This is a genomic window from Fibrobacter sp. UWB13 (genome assembly GCF_900177805.1).
Taxonomy (GTDB): Bacteria; Fibrobacterota; Fibrobacteria; order Fibrobacterales; family Fibrobacteraceae; genus Fibrobacter.
The window spans coordinates 121,428-138,285 of the sequence record NZ_FXAX01000004.1; the positions used below are offsets into that span (position 1 = coordinate 121,428).

Annotated in this window: 17 protein-coding genes and 1 tRNA gene; 6 read left to right on the forward strand and 12 right to left on the reverse strand. The window is 50.4% G+C overall.

Annotated features, from left to right (window positions below):
* Window positions 1-52: 52 nt before the first annotated feature.
* Genes B9Y77_RS14050 through B9Y77_RS14070 form a run of 5 tightly spaced genes read right to left on the reverse strand, consistent with a single transcriptional unit; the run spans window position 53 to window position 3,510 of the window.
* Window positions 53-1,204, reverse strand: a complete 1,152-nt coding sequence (locus B9Y77_RS14050) for a glycosyltransferase family 2 protein (protein ID WP_085492100.1) — start codon at window positions 1,202-1,204, stop codon at window positions 53-55.
* Window positions 1,201-1,677, reverse strand: coding sequence for a thioredoxin family protein (locus B9Y77_RS14055; RefSeq protein ID WP_085492101.1), 477 nt, complete (start codon window positions 1,675-1,677; stop codon window positions 1,201-1,203). The genes B9Y77_RS14050 and B9Y77_RS14055 overlap by 4 nt, the downstream gene beginning before the upstream one ends.
* Window positions 1,674-2,006, reverse strand: coding sequence for a hypothetical protein (locus tag B9Y77_RS14060; protein WP_254900057.1), 333 nt, complete (start codon window positions 2,004-2,006; stop codon window positions 1,674-1,676). Before B9Y77_RS14060 ends, B9Y77_RS14055 begins: the two co-directional genes overlap by 4 nt.
* 2 nt (window positions 2,007-2,008) lie before the next feature.
* A complete protein-coding gene (gene ftsY / locus B9Y77_RS14065) occupies window positions 2,009-2,929 on the reverse strand; it encodes a signal recognition particle-docking protein FtsY (RefSeq protein WP_085492103.1) in 921 nt (306 codons plus the stop codon).
* The gene (locus B9Y77_RS14070; protein WP_085492104.1) at window positions 2,929-3,510 is read right to left on the reverse strand and encodes an ATP-dependent Clp protease proteolytic subunit; all 582 of its coding nucleotides are present in this window, start codon (window positions 3,508-3,510) and stop codon (window positions 2,929-2,931) included. Before B9Y77_RS14070 ends, ftsY begins: the two co-directional genes overlap by 1 nt.
* A 102-nt stretch (window positions 3,511-3,612) precedes the next feature.
* Between B9Y77_RS14070 and B9Y77_RS14075 the strand changes: the two genes are divergently transcribed.
* The 4 genes from B9Y77_RS14075 to B9Y77_RS14090 all read left to right on the forward strand — a co-directional run bounded on the left by B9Y77_RS14075 (window position 3,613) and on the right by B9Y77_RS14090 (window position 6,525).
* Window positions 3,613-4,374, forward strand: a complete 762-nt coding sequence (locus tag B9Y77_RS14075; protein WP_085492105.1) for a type I 3-dehydroquinate dehydratase — start codon at window positions 3,613-3,615, stop codon at window positions 4,372-4,374.
* 77 nt (window positions 4,375-4,451) lie between these two features.
* A complete protein-coding gene (locus B9Y77_RS14080; RefSeq protein WP_073425317.1) occupies window positions 4,452-4,916 on the forward strand; it encodes a PTS sugar transporter subunit IIA in 465 nt (154 codons plus the stop codon).
* 136 nt (window positions 4,917-5,052) lie between these two features.
* Window positions 5,053-5,127, forward strand: a tRNA-Val gene (locus B9Y77_RS14085).
* Between the two features lie 99 nt (window positions 5,128-5,226).
* The gene (locus tag B9Y77_RS14090; protein WP_085492106.1) at window positions 5,227-6,525 is read left to right on the forward strand and encodes a TolC family protein; all 1,299 of its coding nucleotides are present in this window, start codon (window positions 5,227-5,229) and stop codon (window positions 6,523-6,525) included.
* Here B9Y77_RS14090 and B9Y77_RS14095 read toward each other — a convergent pair.
* Complete coding sequence (locus B9Y77_RS14095) at window positions 6,522-7,676, reverse strand: NYN domain-containing protein (RefSeq protein WP_085492107.1); 1,155 nt, start codon at window positions 7,674-7,676, stop codon at window positions 6,522-6,524. The two genes, B9Y77_RS14090 and B9Y77_RS14095, sit on opposite strands and share 4 nt — an antisense overlap.
* A gap of 197 nt (window positions 7,677-7,873) precedes the next feature.
* Between B9Y77_RS14095 and B9Y77_RS14100 the strand changes: the two genes are divergently transcribed.
* Both B9Y77_RS14100 and B9Y77_RS14105 read left to right on the forward strand, forming a co-directional pair.
* Window positions 7,874-9,424 carry a T9SS type A sorting domain-containing protein gene (locus tag B9Y77_RS14100; RefSeq protein ID WP_085492108.1) on the forward strand — a complete coding sequence of 517 codons (1,551 nt, stop codon included), beginning with the start codon at window positions 7,874-7,876 and terminating at the stop codon, window positions 9,422-9,424.
* 245 nt (window positions 9,425-9,669) lie between these two features.
* Window positions 9,670-11,184 carry a T9SS type A sorting domain-containing protein gene (locus B9Y77_RS14105; RefSeq protein WP_085492109.1) on the forward strand — a complete coding sequence of 505 codons (1,515 nt, stop codon included), beginning with the start codon at window positions 9,670-9,672 and terminating at the stop codon, window positions 11,182-11,184.
* Between the two features lie 120 nt (window positions 11,185-11,304).
* Here B9Y77_RS14105 and glmM read toward each other — a convergent pair whose 3' ends face one another.
* From glmM to B9Y77_RS14135, 6 genes are all read right to left on the reverse strand, one after another.
* Window positions 11,305-12,645, reverse strand: a complete 1,341-nt coding sequence (gene glmM, locus B9Y77_RS14110; RefSeq protein WP_085492110.1) for a phosphoglucosamine mutase — start codon at window positions 12,643-12,645, stop codon at window positions 11,305-11,307.
* A gap of 21 nt (window positions 12,646-12,666) precedes the next feature.
* Window positions 12,667-12,999: a cupin domain-containing protein gene (locus B9Y77_RS14115; RefSeq protein ID WP_015732050.1), complete on the reverse strand. Its 333-nt coding sequence runs from the start codon at window positions 12,997-12,999 to the stop codon at window positions 12,667-12,669.
* 60 nt (window positions 13,000-13,059) lie between these two features.
* Window positions 13,060-13,830: a lysoplasmalogenase family protein gene (locus B9Y77_RS14120; RefSeq protein ID WP_085492111.1), complete on the reverse strand. Its 771-nt coding sequence runs from the start codon at window positions 13,828-13,830 to the stop codon at window positions 13,060-13,062.
* 109 nt (window positions 13,831-13,939) lie between these two features.
* Complete coding sequence (locus B9Y77_RS14125; RefSeq protein WP_015732049.1) at window positions 13,940-14,845, reverse strand: bile acid:sodium symporter; 906 nt, start codon at window positions 14,843-14,845, stop codon at window positions 13,940-13,942.
* A 183-nt stretch (window positions 14,846-15,028) separates the two neighbouring features.
* Window positions 15,029-16,288, reverse strand: a complete 1,260-nt coding sequence (gene lysA / locus B9Y77_RS14130) for a diaminopimelate decarboxylase (RefSeq protein WP_085492112.1) — start codon at window positions 16,286-16,288, stop codon at window positions 15,029-15,031.
* An 88-nt stretch (window positions 16,289-16,376) separates the two neighbouring features.
* On the reverse strand, window positions 16,377-16,853 hold the full coding sequence (locus tag B9Y77_RS14135) for a glycogen-binding domain-containing protein (protein ID WP_085492113.1): 477 nt from the start codon (window positions 16,851-16,853) through the stop codon (window positions 16,377-16,379).
* Window positions 16,854-16,858 lie beyond the last annotated feature (5 nt).

The window sequence follows — 16,858 nt, forward strand, 5'->3', positions numbered from 1 at the left end:
GACTCTATCCTTCCGTCTCTCGCCTACCAGCGTAGCGGTCTTTCGTCTGATACTACTCGTCGCTGCGGGCTTCACGTGCCCAGCCACCACTGCGTTCGCGCTTAAACGCGAGGAAGAATCCCTTGAGCATCGCGAGGTTCATGAGCAAGAAGTAATAGGCACTTGGCAAAAGCTTTGTCACTGCGACAATGAACGCAAGCGTCATGCATCCAAAAGTCACCTGATAGAACAAGCCCTTCGCCAAAAGGAGCGCATTCGCTACGTACAAAAGAATAATGATATGCGGCGAGAACCAGCGCACAATCTTATGCGAGAAGAACAGGTAAGCCAACAGCGGGCGGAACGGATTCAAAAGCGGCAAGTAAGAGAACAAATAGTTGAAGTTTGCACGGCCAATGCGCACCTTGCGCCTGTATTCACCGCTTGATTCCTTCGAAGTCTGCTCCGTACCAATTGCGCTATCCACGAACGTACAGAAATAACCCTTCTGCAAAATCTTCGTCGTCACAAAAAAGTCGTCCATGACGCTCTTCTTAATCGGGAGTTCCGTATAAAGTTCACGGCGAATGGCATAAAGGGCGCCGTTGCCGCCAATCAAGCGGTCAAGCACACCTTCGAACTTCTTGATTTCAGATTCCAGATCCCAGTAAGAGCTTTCGCCCTTGCCAAGCACACTTCCGCTCTTGTCCGAAAGAATCAAGTGACCGCAAGCGCAACCAATCTTCTTGTCCTTGAACGGGTCCACGAGCTTACGTACCACATTCGGGAAGAACATCGTATTCGCATCGCAGAACAACAAAATATCGTTCTTCGCAATTTTCTGCAAGCGGTTCAGCATGGCAGCCTTGCCTGCATTTTTCGGAGCCTTGACCAAGGTGATTCCCTGGTCCGCATAGCGGGCGACAATTTCAGCCGTCTTATCCGCAGAGCCATCATCGCCAATCAGGACTTCCAGCTTTTCCTTGGGGTAGTCAATTTCAAGAATATTGTGGATCTTGCGTTCAATCACCGCTTCTTCGTTATATGCCGAAATCAAGATAGACACGGTCGGAAGTTCGGAGGCGCCATCCACCGGCTTCTTTTTGCGCTTGAAGATTTCGCTCACAAACGGGAGCGTCATCGGGAACAACAAATAGCAATGAACAATCAAGAACAAAAGAACCCAGAATGCAATCTGAGCATAAAAGAGGACATTTTCACTCATTTCGAAATCCACTCCTTCTCTTTCTCGAGAATTTGATAAAGCAAGTACTTCATTTCTTCAGCAGTAAATGAATCCTTTATCGTCAAAATCGAAAGCCCTTTCGGGGCAATAAGGACAAATGCAGGCAACACGTTCAAGTTCCAGACATCAAAATAGCAGCGTTGCACCGTCTTGCGTTTTCCATCGCAAACAATCGTATCCTGAGAATCGGCATCAAGCTTTACCGGAATAAACTTTGTATTCAGAATCGATGCTACCGTCGGATCCGAATACGTGTTTGCATCCATGATTCGGCAAGGTACACACCAGTCCGCATAAAGATCCACAAAAATAAGCTTGTTTGAATCTTTCGCCTTTTCCAAAGCTTCGGTATAGTTCATCCAATGCACAAGCTGAGGCTTCGGCGGAGGAGCCGCAAATGCGGACAGCGCAATGCTCAGCACCAGAACAACCCACAAACTCACTTTCATCATTTTTTGCCTTTCTTCTGCACCGGGATGACTTTGGGAATCCCGAGCAAGGAATCAACACGGTCCGAAGCAGCCATCTGGAAAGGAATCCAGCCGGCTTCATTCTCAAGAACTTTGTCACAAGCCTTGAGAAACTCTTCGCGAGTGTAGCCGTACTTATTCAGAATTTCCCGACGAACTAGACGAGCCGTAGGAGTCTCACCGCCATAGAGCTGTTCTGCGGCACGCATTTCTACGTACGCGGCAACAAAGCGTTCATCGGCTTTCGGAGCAGAATCCGAACAAGCGCAAAACGCCAAAGCCACTACACAGAAAAATGCGAACCGTTTCAAGACTACTCCCTGTTTTCCAGAGCGTTCTCAAAAAGACCGTCAACGTAATCGCGCTTGTTGAATTCCACGAGCTGGTCGATGCGTTCGCCCATGCCGACCCAGCGGATCGGGATTTGCAACGAACTTGCAATCGAAAGCACGGAGCCACCACGCGCGGTTCCATCGAGCTTTGTCACCACAAGACCGGTAAGCGGGAAACTCTGGTTGAAAATCTTCGTCTGGTTGATGGTGTTCTGTCCAGTGTTGCCGTCAATCACAAGCCACATGTCATGCGGCATGTCCGGGCTCACCTTCTTGATGACACGGACAATCTTCTTGAGTTCTTCCATCAAGTAGTCTTTGTTGTGTAAACGGCCTGCGGTATCGATCAAGACAACATCGCAACCGCGGGCAACCGCAGCACTGCATGCGTCGTATGCCACAGCAGCCGGATCGGAACCTTCCTGATGCTTCACGAATTCAGCACCCGAGCGTTCGGCCCATGTTTCAAGCTGGTCAATAGCGGCGGCACGGAACGTATCGCAAGCGGCAATCATGACCTTCTTGCCTTCGTTCTTGAGACGGGCGGCAAGCTTACCGATTGTCGTTGTCTTGCCCGCACCGTTCACGCCAATCACGAGCACCACATGCGGCTTGCCCTTAAGTTCAAACGGCGGCGGGTCCTTGAGCAAGCGTTCCGCTTCGTTACGCATGATGTCGAGCACCTGCTCTGTTGTAAGCGACTTGCCCAAAGCGTTTTCGCGGAGCGCATCCGTCAGAAGGAATGCAGCTTCGACACCGACATCAGCCTTGATGAGATGCTCTTCGAGTTCTTCGAGCGTCTCGTCCGTAATCTTACCGGCACCGACAATACCCTTCAATTCGCCAAGCAAGGCGTCACGGGTCTTGGCAAGGCCACTCTTAATTGCAGAAAATAAACCCATTAGATAATACTCTCGACTTTATCCACGAGACCGTAAGACTTAGCCTCTTCGGCAGACATGAAGTTGTCGCGTTCGGTATCGCGGTCAATCTGTTCAATCGTGTGTCCAGAAGTTTCGGCAAGAATCTTGCCCGTGATGCCACGGATGCGAAGCATTTCTTCAGCCTGGATCTGGATATCGCTTGCAGGAGCCACAATTTCGCCGTGAATGAGCGGCTGGTGGATCATGATGCGAGCGTTCGGCCATGCACAGCGCTTGCCCTTTGCACCGGCAGTGAGGAGCACAGCGCCCATAGAGGCGGCCTGTCCGCAGCAAACCGTCACGACATCGCTCTGGATTGCGTTCATGCAGTCGTAAATGGCAAGGCCGGAGGAAATCACGCCACCCGGGCTATTGATGAAGAAAATAATGTCTTCGTGATTCAGGGAATCCAGGTACAGGAGCTGCTTCACAATGCGTTCGGCACTTTCGTCATCGACACCACCCCACAAGAAAATTCTGCGCTTGGAGGCGAGGTATTCCTCAGCCTTCTTGAGCATGTCCGGGGTCTGCTTTTCTTTGTTTTCGTTACAATCTGCCATAAATAATCCTTTTGTTCTATTATAATGTAGAAAATTCAATATATTATCGTTCGTCATTGGTCATTAGTCAACTGTTATTAGAGAGTTGCTAAATTTACAGCCATGCCAACAGATTCTCAAAAATACCTGGTCGGACTTGTAAGTCCCGAAACGCTTACTGCCGCCGAGAGCGAAGAACTCCACCCGGCGCGCATTGACTTTGAAAGCTGCGACATCCTCGAAATCCGTTACGATTTTTTTGACGAATCCGAATGGCAAGGACTTTCAGCAAGAATCCGCAAGCTCGTCCCAAAGGCAATACAGCTCGGCACCATACGACTCAAACGTGATGGTGGCACATTCCCCGACGCACGAGCCATCGAGCGCCTCGGACTTTTCGAACAAATTCTCAATGCATTGGACGTCCCAGAATGGCTGGACCTCGAACGCGACTGCCTACACGACTACGATAAGCTCCGCGAACTCACTGCCCCGAAAGCCGTGAAAATCCTCATTTCCGAGCACAATTTTACCCGCATCCCGAGCGACCTCGAACTCAAGAACTACCTCACCGACGTCAAACGGGTAAAGGCAGACGGGATTAAAATCGCCGCCATGAGCAACTCCGACGACGACTGCGCACGCCTCTACAAGTTCGCCAAAAAAGCCAAAGGGTTCAAGTTCATCGCCGCATTCGGCATGGGCGAAACCGGAAAAATTAGCCGGATTTGGTCCCTCAAGGAGGGGGCAAACCTCACTTACGGTTCCATCGGAAAAGCCGCCGCCCCCGGTCAAATTGACGTCGCACTCATGCGAAAAGCCATCGACAGGCTCGAAAATACCTCATCACAGATAGAATTATCTTCTTTTTTAAACATATTTTAGATATAAATCTTACCAAACCGCAATAATTATTCTAAAATACTTGTTTGACAGATACACAAAAAGGAACATTATAAATCATGCGACTTTCTGAAAGATTTGTAGATAATTGCATCTTGATTAACTCTTCCAGCGAAACTAAGGAAGCCATTCTTAACGAATTGGTTGATACTCTTTGCAGCGCCTACAAACTTGAACACCGTGACGAAATCTTCGAAGCCATCTGGTCGCGCGAACAGAGCCGTTCCACGGGCATCGGTTGCGGACTTGCCGTTCCGCACGCCAAGATTGACTACGTCGACCGCATGTGCATGGTCGCCGCCACCATCGAAAAGGGCCTCGATTTCCAGTCCTTTGACGGCGAACCGGTATACCTGCTCATCCTCATCGTGAGCCCGGGCAATACCGTCGGTCCTCACCTCAAGGCTCTCTCCTCCGTGAGCCGTCTCCTCGCCGACGGAAACGTTCGCAAGGACCTCATTGCCTCCAAGACTCCGGCAGAATTCCTCAGCATCCTCCGCGCCGCCGAAGACAAGTTCCTTTAATGCGGCTTCGCCGCAGTTACTAGTCAATAGCTACTAGTTAATAGAAACGAATTTATCTAGTAACTAGTAACTCAAAACTAATAACTCAACATCACTTGACAATCTTCAATAGCTTTTCTATATTTGCTCTCACCTCGGACGGTTAGCTCAGTTGGTTTAGAGCGCTGCTTTCACACGGCAGAGGTCACTGGTTCAAATCCAGTACCGTCCATTCGAAAAGGCTTCCGCAAGGAAGCCTTTTTGTGTTTGTACAAATTTGCTATCTTAAAATTTAAGCAACCAAAATATATAGCTGGGGCATCTAAAAGGTATGAATTACAGAAAAGCAATCGTTCTCGGTATTTTTGCGTCAGCATCGCTCGTTTTCGCTGATGGTTCCTGGACCTTAAGCGCATGCCTCAAGCAGGCGAAAGAAAAGAGCCTCAAGCTCGAATCCGCAAAGCTCCGCGAACAGAAAGCAGATGTGAGCCTCGAACAGGCTAAAGTCGGGAACTACCCCACGCTTTCGGCGAGCATCGGCAATACCCTTTACGATTCCCCGTTCAGAGATGGTCCGCAGGACCATTACCGCTTAAGCGCAGGACTCAGCGCTTCTTACACGCTCTGGGACGGCGGTTCTACAAGACTTTCCATCCAAGCTAACGAAATCAACAAGGAAGCTACGCGCCTTTCGACAAAGGAAACCGAACGCTCCGTGCAAGAAAGTGTCTTGAACGCGTACATGAACTTGCTCGCCGCGATTGAAAAATTGCACACCGCAGATGCAACCGTTGAACTGGCCAAGGCTGAATTCGAACACTACAACACGCTGTTCGAAGCAGGCTCCATCACCAAGAAAGACTTGACACAGTCGCAGGCAAACGTGCTCCAGAAAGAAGCATCACAGCTTGCCGCACAGTTGAGCGTGAACACCGCAAAGACGACGCTCCGCCAGCTCTTGGAACTCCCGGAAAGCGAAGCGTTCGATGTTTCGGCACCAGAATCCGAAATCCAGACGCCAGACGCCCTCACACCGATTCCGACACTCGATGCACTCCAGGCTACAGCCACGGAAACAAATCCAGGATTAAAGTCCGACAGCCTCGCCATCCAAGTGGCAAAGAAGAATACCGAAATTGCAGGCAAGGGCAAGTCCATCAAGGTTTCCCTCGGCGCAAACGCAAGCACCGGTCTCCAAGCCTGGGAATCCAAGAAGTACGGAAGCCAGCTCAAGAACGGCTACCAGCACAGCGTTTCGTTGAACATCAACATTCCAATCGTCGATGGTGGCGCCACTGAGAACAAAGTCTTGCAGGCGCAGATTAGCGAAACCGAAAGTCAAGTTGCATTGAAGGAACAGGCAAAGACGCTTGAAAACAATATCGAAAAACTTTACTTGAACGCGCTCAGCGCCGACATGCAGTGGAAGGCAGCAATCCTCCAAGTTGAAGCAGAAAACGAAGCCTTGCAGGTCGCCGAAGAACAACGTAACGTAGGCGCCCTCACGTACACCGATTACTTGACGCAGAAGAACCGCCTCGAAAGCGCACAGTCCACGCTCACGAACGCCAAGTACACAAGTCTCTTGGCACGCAATCTGCTGGACCTGTACCAAGGAAAGCTGGATTAAACCAATTTTTCGGCTTCGCCGTCAGCGTACTTTCCGTACAAAATAGATACGATATCTTTCTTGGGGACTTTTTGACCTGTCTCCTTAAGGCTCACGCGAAGCCTGTCGAGCATGGCCTTGTCAATTTCTTTCCAGTACTGATTCGTTTCGGTGACAGTCCAGAGCTTGTCATCGCCACCGCTGATAGTCACGAGTTTTGCCTTGAAGAACGTACTCAACGCGCGATTGATAATGCTGCTCGTCGTACCGGCAATATTCTTTGCGACAATTTCCTGAACCAAGTCTTGCTTGTTCATCGGAACAAACGAAGTGAGGTCGCAAGCTTCGGCATAAATCTTCTTGAGCATATTGCGCGGGAACATGTCCCAGCCCTTACGCTTAAGCGCCTTTGCCAAAACCATCTGCGCATCTTCTTCGACAGCGACTTTCTGCTCGGCAAGTGCGACCATGTAAGAACCGCCACCCACGTCCGTCATTTGTACAAAGTCAGCAGACTTTACGAAGTCCTTGAACGTCTTGAAACCAAGGCGTTTTTCGTTAAACGCGTTATCGAGACCAAGCATCTTGGGCTTGATTGCCGCGAGTGCAATCGGGCCATCTTCTTTTTGCAAAACGCTACGGAGCATTTCCATGGAATCGATTTTCTCGGAAACAATCAGGTTTGCGCGTTCCTTGGCATCGGCAACGTCATCGCCAGAATCGTCATCTGCTGCAGTTGCATCGTCCGTGTAAATATAACGGGAGCAGGAATTCTTGACACATTCGCTCAGCGGAGACTTGGGACCCACACCAATCACTTCCTTGCCCTGTTCACGCAATTTGCGGAAAAGTGGCGAAAAGTCGGAATCGCCCGTAGCAAGCACAATCCACTGCACCTGGGAATCGAGCGCCACTTCCATCGTATCGACCGTCATCTTGATGTCCGTCGAATTCTTGCCGCTCACCGGGTGGAACGTGTGTACGAGTTCAAAGCCATTTTCGTTGAGCGCGGACTGCAACGGGATCAGCTGCGGCGTAGACCATTTGCCATAAGCCTTGCGCACGACAATCTGCCCAAGCGGCAAAAGCTCATCCATGAGCGACTGTACACCGTTATTTTTGACCCAGTTGGTCAAATTCTCTGCGTCGATAAAAATTGCAATGTGGTTCATGAGTGTATATATAGAATTTAACTTGACCCGTCCAAAGTTTACAAATTTCTTACAAAATCAGTTCTTTGTCCAAGGTCCTTGACAAAATGTCCATAACAATATATTTACATTATTGATTATTTTCCTTTCGGAGAATAAATTAGGATTGGGTTAAGAGGTCCAGAGAGAAATTTTTGGATTTCAAAAAGGAGTGTTCGATGAAAGCGAAACGTCTTTCGTTCGTTACCGCAGCATGCGTTGCGGCTTTATGTACCACATCATTCGCCTACACGATTAGCGGAACCGTTTCCGACGATCAGGGTAATCTTCTCAAAGACGTCGATGTCAGCCTACTCAAAGAAGGCAAAAACACAAAGACTGACGATCAGGGTAAATTCACCATCCATGAAGATGAAGAAGAAGTGGGCATCAACCCAAGCTTCAAAAACGCCGTCGGTTACATTGGCGTCAACAAAGGCATCCTCTCTTACTCCCAGAGCAGCACCTCCCCTGTTCAGGTAAAGATTTACAACTCGCTCGGCAACCAGGTTTTCAATAAGACATTGCAGGGCTCCGGCACGTACGACTTGAGCAAGGGTCTCAAGGCTCGCGGCACCTACTTCGCACAGGTTTCCGTTGGTTCTGCTACGCAGAGATTCAAGTTTACGACTGACGGTAGCTTCAATAGCTCACTCGGTTCACAAGACGCAAGCGCTCTCATGAAGGACGCTCAGGCAGGTGAAGCCATCCGCTTTGTCGCCAAGGACTACGACACGCTCACCATCGCACTCAACACGCTTGACACAAACCTCAACGTGAAGCTCACGAAGAGCGTACCGGCAGAACAGACCTTCAAATTCGGCTATGCCCTCAAGAACGAACCGCGCAAGAGTAAAGGGTGCGGCAAGGCTTCCAGCTTGAGATCCAACAGAAAGGTCGAAAATGGCGAACAGTTCTCCATTAACGTTGGAGGAAAGAATCGCACATTCTTCATCACCTTGCCAAACAATTACGACAACACCAAGCCACACAAGCTCCTCATCGCAAACCACTGCATGGGCTCTAAGGCTGAAGACTTTGTGCACCATAATCCGGACTACGACCATCCGACTCCGTATTATGGCCAGCAGAAACTGGACAAGAACGGCGACTACATCTTCGTAGCACCTCAGGGTAACGACAACGGTACTTGGAACGGCAAGGAAGACCACCAGTTCGTTGACGAAATGATTACCGCGATGTTCGACAACTACTGCGTTGACACCACCCGCGTGTTCGCCACAGGATTTAGCTTCGGCGCCATGTTCACGAACTCTCTCGCTCAGGACTTGCAAGAAAGACTCCGCGCTGTAGCCGTCTACGCAACTGCAGACTACAACATTTGGCTCCCGTCTGCAGGATCGGGTCGTTACGACGCCAAGAACTTGCCTATCGCCTGGATGGGCGTACACGGCAAGAGAGACGGTATGTGCAACTACGACCGCGCCAAGACCAGCGCCCTCCCGAGAATCCTCAAGCGTAACGGCAAGGCCGACGCCAATGGCAACTTCACCGATGCCAGCAGCGAAAAGCCGCAAGAATTCAATGGCACAGCGGGTCACCTCTGCTACGATTTCAAGAATGTTGACGAACGCTTCCCGGTCAAGTGGTGCAGCTGGAACGGCGAACACCAGTGGACAGCACATGACGGCCCCAACACGGGTACCGGACAGGGCTGGCAGAACACTTGGGTTCCTGAAGAAGCTCACAAGTTCTTCGAACAGTTCTAATCATAAACGAATTTCATAAATCAGCTCTCTACCCAAAAAGCGGTTCCTCCCCCAGGAGCCGCTTTTTTTGTCATGCCCACGCATTCCGGCCCTTCGGCATCGCCAACCTTAGCGGGACTTGTAAAAATCATTTTATAGACAATTAGTCCATAGGCTTAGGGCTTTGAGATGTAACATTCATCACATCTAGAATTAGATTAGTTTATAGTGAGGTGTGTCTTAGGAGTTTGGTAAAAGGAGTACGTATGATTAAAGCGCCTAATCTATTTACGGCCGCGTGTTTTGCCTTGTGCGGAATCGCATCGGCATACACAATCACAGGAACAGTTTCTGACAACGACGGCAAGGCTCTCAAAGGAGTCTCTGTCAATTTGCTCAAAGAAGGCAAGACCGCCACGACAGACGACAAGGGTAAATTCACCATCCAGGAAGACGAAGTGGGCATCCATCCGGGTTTCAGAAACGCCGTTGGCTATATCAGCGTAAACAAAGGCATTCTCTCTTACTCCCAGAGCAGCACCTCGCCTGTTCAGGTAAAGATTTACAACTCGCTCGGCAACCAGGTTTTCAAAAAAACATTGCAAGGTTCCGGCACGTATGATTTAAGCAAAGGACTCAGCGCACGCGGTACTTACTTTGCACAGGTCTCTGTCGGTAATGCCAAGCAGAATTTCAAGTTCACGACGGACGAAAGTTTTACCAGCTCCTTCGGCTCACAGGCTAACGCCCTCATGAAGGATGCCGCCAAGGACGAAGCACTCCGCTTTACATTCGAAGGCTATGACACGCTCACCGTGCCGCTCGGAACGCTCGACACGACCGTTGATGTGAAGCTCAAAAAATCTGAACCTACATACAAGTTTGGTTACGCCTTGAAGAACGCACCGACCCCGAGTAAGGGCTGCGGCACCAACTCCACATTGAAGAAAGTCAAGAGCGTTGAAAACGGCGACCAGTTCCAAATCAAGGTCGGTAACGACACCCGCGATTACTTTATCACCTTGCCGAAGAACTACGACAACAAGAAACCGCACAAGGTTCTCTTCGCCTTACACTGCTACGGTAGCCGCGGTGAAGACTTCGTGCATCACAAAGCAGACTACGACCATCCGACTCCGTACTACGGCCAGCAAGTGCTCGACAAGAACGGCGACTACATCTTCGTTTCACTCGACGCTATTGGCGGTGTATGGACCAAGGGTCAGGGCGACCACGACTTCTTCGCTCAGACACTCACGACTTTGAACGACAACTACTGCATTGATACAAGCCGCGTGTTCATTACAGGCTTTAGCTTTGGCGCCATGTTCAGCTACTCACTTATGCAAGACATGCAGAGCCGCGTCCGCGCCGCAGCCACCTACGCAGTCGCAGACTATAACATTTGGCTCCCCGAAGGCAACAACATGAAGAACTTGCCGATTGCCTGGATGAACGTTCACGGCAAAAACGACGGCAGATGCGATTACAACCGCGCCAAGACTAGCGCCCTCCCGCGAATCCTTAAGCGCAACGGCAAGGCCGACGCTGACGGAAACTTCACCGACGCAAGTAGCGAAAAGCCCAAGGAAGTAAGCGGTAACACCGGACACGTTTGCTACGACTTCACGACTGTCGACGAGCGCTTCCCCGTCAAGTGGTGCAGTTGGCCGGGTGACCACCAGTGGACCGCACACGACACCGGTAACATGGGCGTCGGCTGGAACTGGGAACAGACATGGGTTCCTGAAGAAGTCCACAAGTTCTTTGAACAGTTCTAAAGATTTCCTATACACTCTCTAATATTCAAGGGCTCGCCGGAAACGGCGAGCCCTTCTGATTTAATTTAACAGGATCCTTCGCGCTATCGCGCTCAGGATGACGTTACCGTCTACTTTCTACTAAATGAGTTTTTCCACTTTAGAACAAAGCGATTCGGCTTCCTCAGCAGTCGGAGCTTCGGCAATCACGCGGATCACAGGTTCCGTGTTGCTAGCGCGCACATGCACCCAGGACTTTTCACTCCCGAGCCAGAGGCCGTCGCGTTCATCCATCTTCCAGCCGGCAAATTCAGCCTTGACCTTCGGGAGAATGTCAGCAACTTTCTTGTCGCCGAGTTCGAACTTTTTCTTCGGCATCACGTAGGCCGGATTTTCTGCCACGAACTTTTCCGGGCCGCCATTGTGGTGGGCCATCCAGCTAAGCACAAGTGCGGCAGCCACGAGGCTATCGCGACCGTAATGGAGCGCCGGGAGAATCACACCACCGTTACCTTCACCGCCGATAACGCAACCGTTTTCGATCATCTGGAGGCTAACGTTGATTTCACCGACTTTGGCGCGGCTAAATTCGCAACCGTACTTGGCAGCGACATCTTCGTTCATGCGGCTCGTGGAGAGGTTCACGCAAACGCCACCCTTCTTCTGGGCAAGCACTTCGTCCGTTGCAATCGCGAGCGTGTATTCTTCACCGATACTTTGTCCCAAACCATCGACGAGAGCGCAGCGGTCTGCATCCGGATCCACGGCAAAGCCAACTGCGCAGCCGTTATCCTTGACAGCCTTGCGCAGGTCACCGAGGTTTTCAGGAATAGGTTCTGCACCGCGCGGGAACGTGCCATCCGGGCTGCAATGAACGCGAACAACTTCGCAACCGAGCTGTTCCAAGAGACGAGGCACAATAAAGCTACCGGCACCGTTCACGGCATCGACAGCGACCTTGAAATGCTTAGCCTTGATGGCTTCGACATCCACGAACGGAATCTTGAGCGTACCATCGATATGAATGCCATCGGCATCCGGAGCAACTTCGTACTTGCCCATCGTGCGGTAATCCGGATAAGCAAACTGGTTTGCATCAGCGAGAGCAAAAAGCTGCTTCACATCATCCGGACCGAGGAAAAGTCCCTTGTTGTTGAGGAACTTGAGAGCGTTCCATTCGAGCGGGTTATGGCTTGCAGTAATGATGATACCTGCATCAGCCTTGAAATGCGTCGTCAAAAGTTCCACGGACGGAGTCGTCGAAAGGCCAACATCCACGACGTCCACGCCAGAAAGGCGGCAAATGCCAGCGACAAACTGAACGATGGCATCACCTGTCGGGCGGCTATCGCGGCCAATGACCACGCGCTTAGCCTTCGTGATTTCGAGGAATGCACGCACATGGCTCTGCAAAACCTGCGGAGTAAGGGTATCGCCAACGATTCCGCGGATACCAGAAATAGAACGCATTAATTTAGACATATTTTCTCCATTAAATTAAACTTATCCGAGTTCCGGGACCGTCGCATAAAAGACGAGATCTTCCGGACCTTCGTTAATCAAGCTGTGGGAATGGCCCTTCGGGCAGAAATGGCACTGGCCAGCTTCAACATATTCCACGCCATCATCAAAAAGAACCTTGCCTTTCCCCGAGACAAAGAACATAATTTCGCTGTTAGTTTCGTGCTTGTGGTAACCGATAGATGCACCAGCTTCGAGTGTACCGTGCATAATACGCGTCGTGCCGTCAAAATACATCTTCGCCTTGTATTCTTTTTCGCCACCCTTAAAATTCGGGAGAACAGTCGTCTCCATACCTTTCAAATCAATAATCATTATGACCTCTTTGAACGAGGTAATAATAGAATTTTAAGAAAAAAGAACCAACCATATAGGCTAAACGTTGCGGCGATATCCGCTCAAAGCGAGGAAAATGATAGCCGGGACGTAGAACAGCCAAATAAAGTTATTCGACACAACTGCCAAAATTTCGCGGGTCGAATGGTCCGCCCCCGTAAGGAGTGAAATTCCTGTAAGCGCATCACAGCATGTAAAGCAAATCATCCCGATCATGATAAAGAATGAATTTGTCTCTGGGAAAAAGCCTAGCGTTGTCGCTCTGCATGCCATGTAAAGCGAACACAAAAGCGTCGGTGCGTACGCTATAACCGCCATGAGCATCACGGATTCAAGGACCTTGAAATACGCAAGGAAAAGCATCGCAATCACAGCCGCAAACGGGATGCAGTAAATCCACGGGAACGACCAGTCTGTATTCTTTGTACGCGAGTGCCGATAAATTAAAATCAACTGTGCCATGAAGAAAAAGCCGATGCCAAGTGTTATAAAATTTTCACGAGTGTCAGGCGTGCCAAAATAATTGTACAGAATTTTAAAACAAAAGTCAGCACAAAGAATCATCAAAAAACTCATCTGTAAAAAGAATCGGTCGCGCTTGGTCACCGAACGCCTACCAATCGTAAACGCAAGCAGCGTAGCAATACAAGTTACAATAAACTTCGTGATGTTCTGAAAATCGCTGGTGGAATCTAGACACGACTGTACTGCACCGCACTCATGCAGCACATACCAGTCACGCACAAAGAACGACACAAAAAGGATTGCCACAAAGGCAATCAAAGTAGAGACCAGCTTCGAATACACCATGTGTATAAATATAAAGCGGTCGTAAGCAAAAAGTAAAGAAAAGTTTAAAAATTTTCTTGTATGTGATAATTGACAAACTTTATTTTGTCATATCCGCGCAAGCGGTGTTCTAATTATCTTTCTTCGGCTTGATTTTTGCGGTCATGTAACTGAGCACAAGGTTCTGCCATACAACGTAGCAAGTCGGAGCGAGAGCCACCACCGGGCCAGCGTAAAGGCTAGAAACCCAGATAACAAGCGTCGTATTCTTTTGCCCCATGCTCTGCGAGCCTTCAATCGGACGGCGACCGCGTTCGCAAACCCAGCCAAGCCAAAACTGCAAAAGGCAAAGCACAAGCGAAACCGCAGCCATGAGCGGGAGCTTTCCGCTATTCCACAAATCGGCAAAGCCCATTTCGCGAATGTCGAAGCTAGCCTTGGACAAAATAATGAACACCGAGAACGTCCACACGAACATCGTATACTTTTGGTATTTCGCGGCACGGTCGGCAAGTTCCGGGTAAAAGTTACGGAGTCCAAACGCAAACGCCAGCGGGATGCTGATAATCGGCTGGATCGTATTGAAAATCTTCATCGCGATTTCGGAAAGGTCCGCTTCGGCGCCCGTCAAATAGCCAAAGATAATCGGAATGCTAAAGCACGCAATCAGGTTACCGCTGAGGAAAATCTTGAGCGCAAGGGATGCGCTGCCGCCAAGCATTTTCGCCATCGCAGGGGCCGCATTCGCAGGCGGGCAAAGCGCAATGATGGCACCGCCCAAAAGCACTTCGCGCGGCAAGTGGAAAAGCTCCACAACGCCCCAGAGGGCGGCGATAATCACGAGACTTGCGATAAACGCGCGAGCTTCTATCTTGAACGTGTAACCATGCGTCTGCGGCGGAATTTTCGTCACGAACGTAAGGAACATCATGATGCCGATAGTGAACGGCAAGAGCGGCGACAGAAAGTGCGCCTGAGGAATGAGGATGCCAGCGAGAATGGCGACCGGCATGAGAATAGCGCGTAAGTTACCCATAGTCTTATTTCCGAGACCAAAGATAACAATTTGAGTATGGCCTTGGCTATAAAAAAGGAGATCCCCGCTCGTCCCCGTCAAGCGAGGACAGGTAGGCGGGGATGACAGGGTACAAACGCCGGGGTGACGAATGCAAAGGAAATGTGGCGATGTCGGAACTGTGTCCGGCATGACATCCAACGCTTATAATTCGATAATGCGATCGTTTTGCAGCAATTGTTCAAAAGTCTGGCGTTCACGAATGAGCTTGATTTCACCCTTCGTGTACATCGTTTCAGCAGCGTAGCGACGGCTATTGTAGTTGCTGCTCATGGCGGCACCGTAAGCACCGGCATCATGGAGAATCAGCAAATCACCAACCTGAGCCTTCGGGAGCTTGCGCGTCACAACAAAGCCGCCTTCTTCCTGCGTGAACACGTCACCGGATTCGCAAAGCGGGCCAGCGACAACAGCGTCAACAGTTTCGTTCAGTTCACGACCGTCACGGGCAACCACAGAAATAGCGTGGTAGCTACCGTAAAAACTCGGGCGAACGAGATCGGTAAAGCCAGCGTCGAGCAAGTAGAACAAATTATTTCCCTGTTTCTTCACGGCGCGAATTTCTGCAACGAGGTAGCCGCTTTCTGCAACAAGGTAACGGCCCGGTTCCACTTCGAGATGGACATCGTGACCAATGCTCTGCTGGATACGCTTGCGGGCGTTATCCCACAAATCATAGTAAGCCTTCACGTCAATGCGGTTGCCCTTTTCTTCTTCGTGATACGGAATCGGGAGGCCACCACCAGCGCTAATCGTGCGGAGGTGAGAACCGAGGTGACGGCTAGCGTCGACCATAGCATCGCAAACCTGGGCCAAGTGTTCAAAATCCGTGCCGGAACCGATGTGCATGTGCAAACCGGTAATCCACATGCCGTTGCTCTGGGCGAGCTTGATGCAGTCCTTAATCTGTTCGTGCCAAATGCCGTGCTTGGAAAGGTCGCCACCGGTATTCGTCTTGCGGGAGTGACCATGGCCAAAGCCCGGATTCACGCGGATGGTGAGTTCAGACTTCACGCCGAAATCAGCGAGCTGCTGGATCATATCCGGAGAGCCCACGTTCACGGCGATATCGTACTTCTTCACGAGTTCGAGTGCATCGCGGTCAAAGATATCGGCAGTGTAGACAATTTCAGGAACCTTGCCCTTCTGCTGTCCACCCTTGAAGCCGGCCTTGAGGGCGCGCACAATTTCACCAGCGGAGACGGCGTCGACAACGCAGCCAAGCTTGCGGATGAGCGAAACCACGGAAAGGTTCGGGCATGCCTTCTGAGCAAAGCGCACAGTGTCAAAAACCTGCACGTCCTTTACAGCACGTTCAATCGTCGCACGGTCATAAATCCAAAGCGGGGTGCCGTATTCACTGGCCGCTTTCAAAAGCACTGAATCAGGGATGGAATATTTCATACGGGGGCAAAGATAGTAATTTGGTAGGATATGAAAAACGCCGAGCGTTATGCCCGGCGCATTTTCAATAGTTTTTCAATCAGAGCAATTATACGTGCTTGATCTTATTGTCGCCTGCATCCCAGTTTACACCGTCACAGACAAACTTGTATTCGTAGTCGCCCGGAACGAGGGAAATCTTTGCAACCCAAAGACCCGTCTTCTTGTCCTTCTTGAGCATGTCGGCATCGACAGTCCAGTTGTTGAACGTACCAGCAACAGAGACGGTTGTTGCAAGCGGGCAATCGGCAACGAATTCGACAGCGACCTTCTTCGGGGCCGCAGCCTTCGGAGCCTTTGTTGCAGCTTTCTTTGCCGGGGCCTTGGCGACCTTCACTTCAGCTTTCGGGGCTTCAACTTTTGCAGCCTTAGTAGCCTTAGCCGGCGTTTCAGCCTTCGGAGCGGCCTTCTTGGCAGGAGCCTTCACGGTTTTTGCGGCGGACTTTTCTGCAGCGGGTTTTGCCGCAGCCTTCGTCGCAACTTTCTTTACGGGTTTTGCAACCACAGTCTTAGAATTCTTGGACATAATAA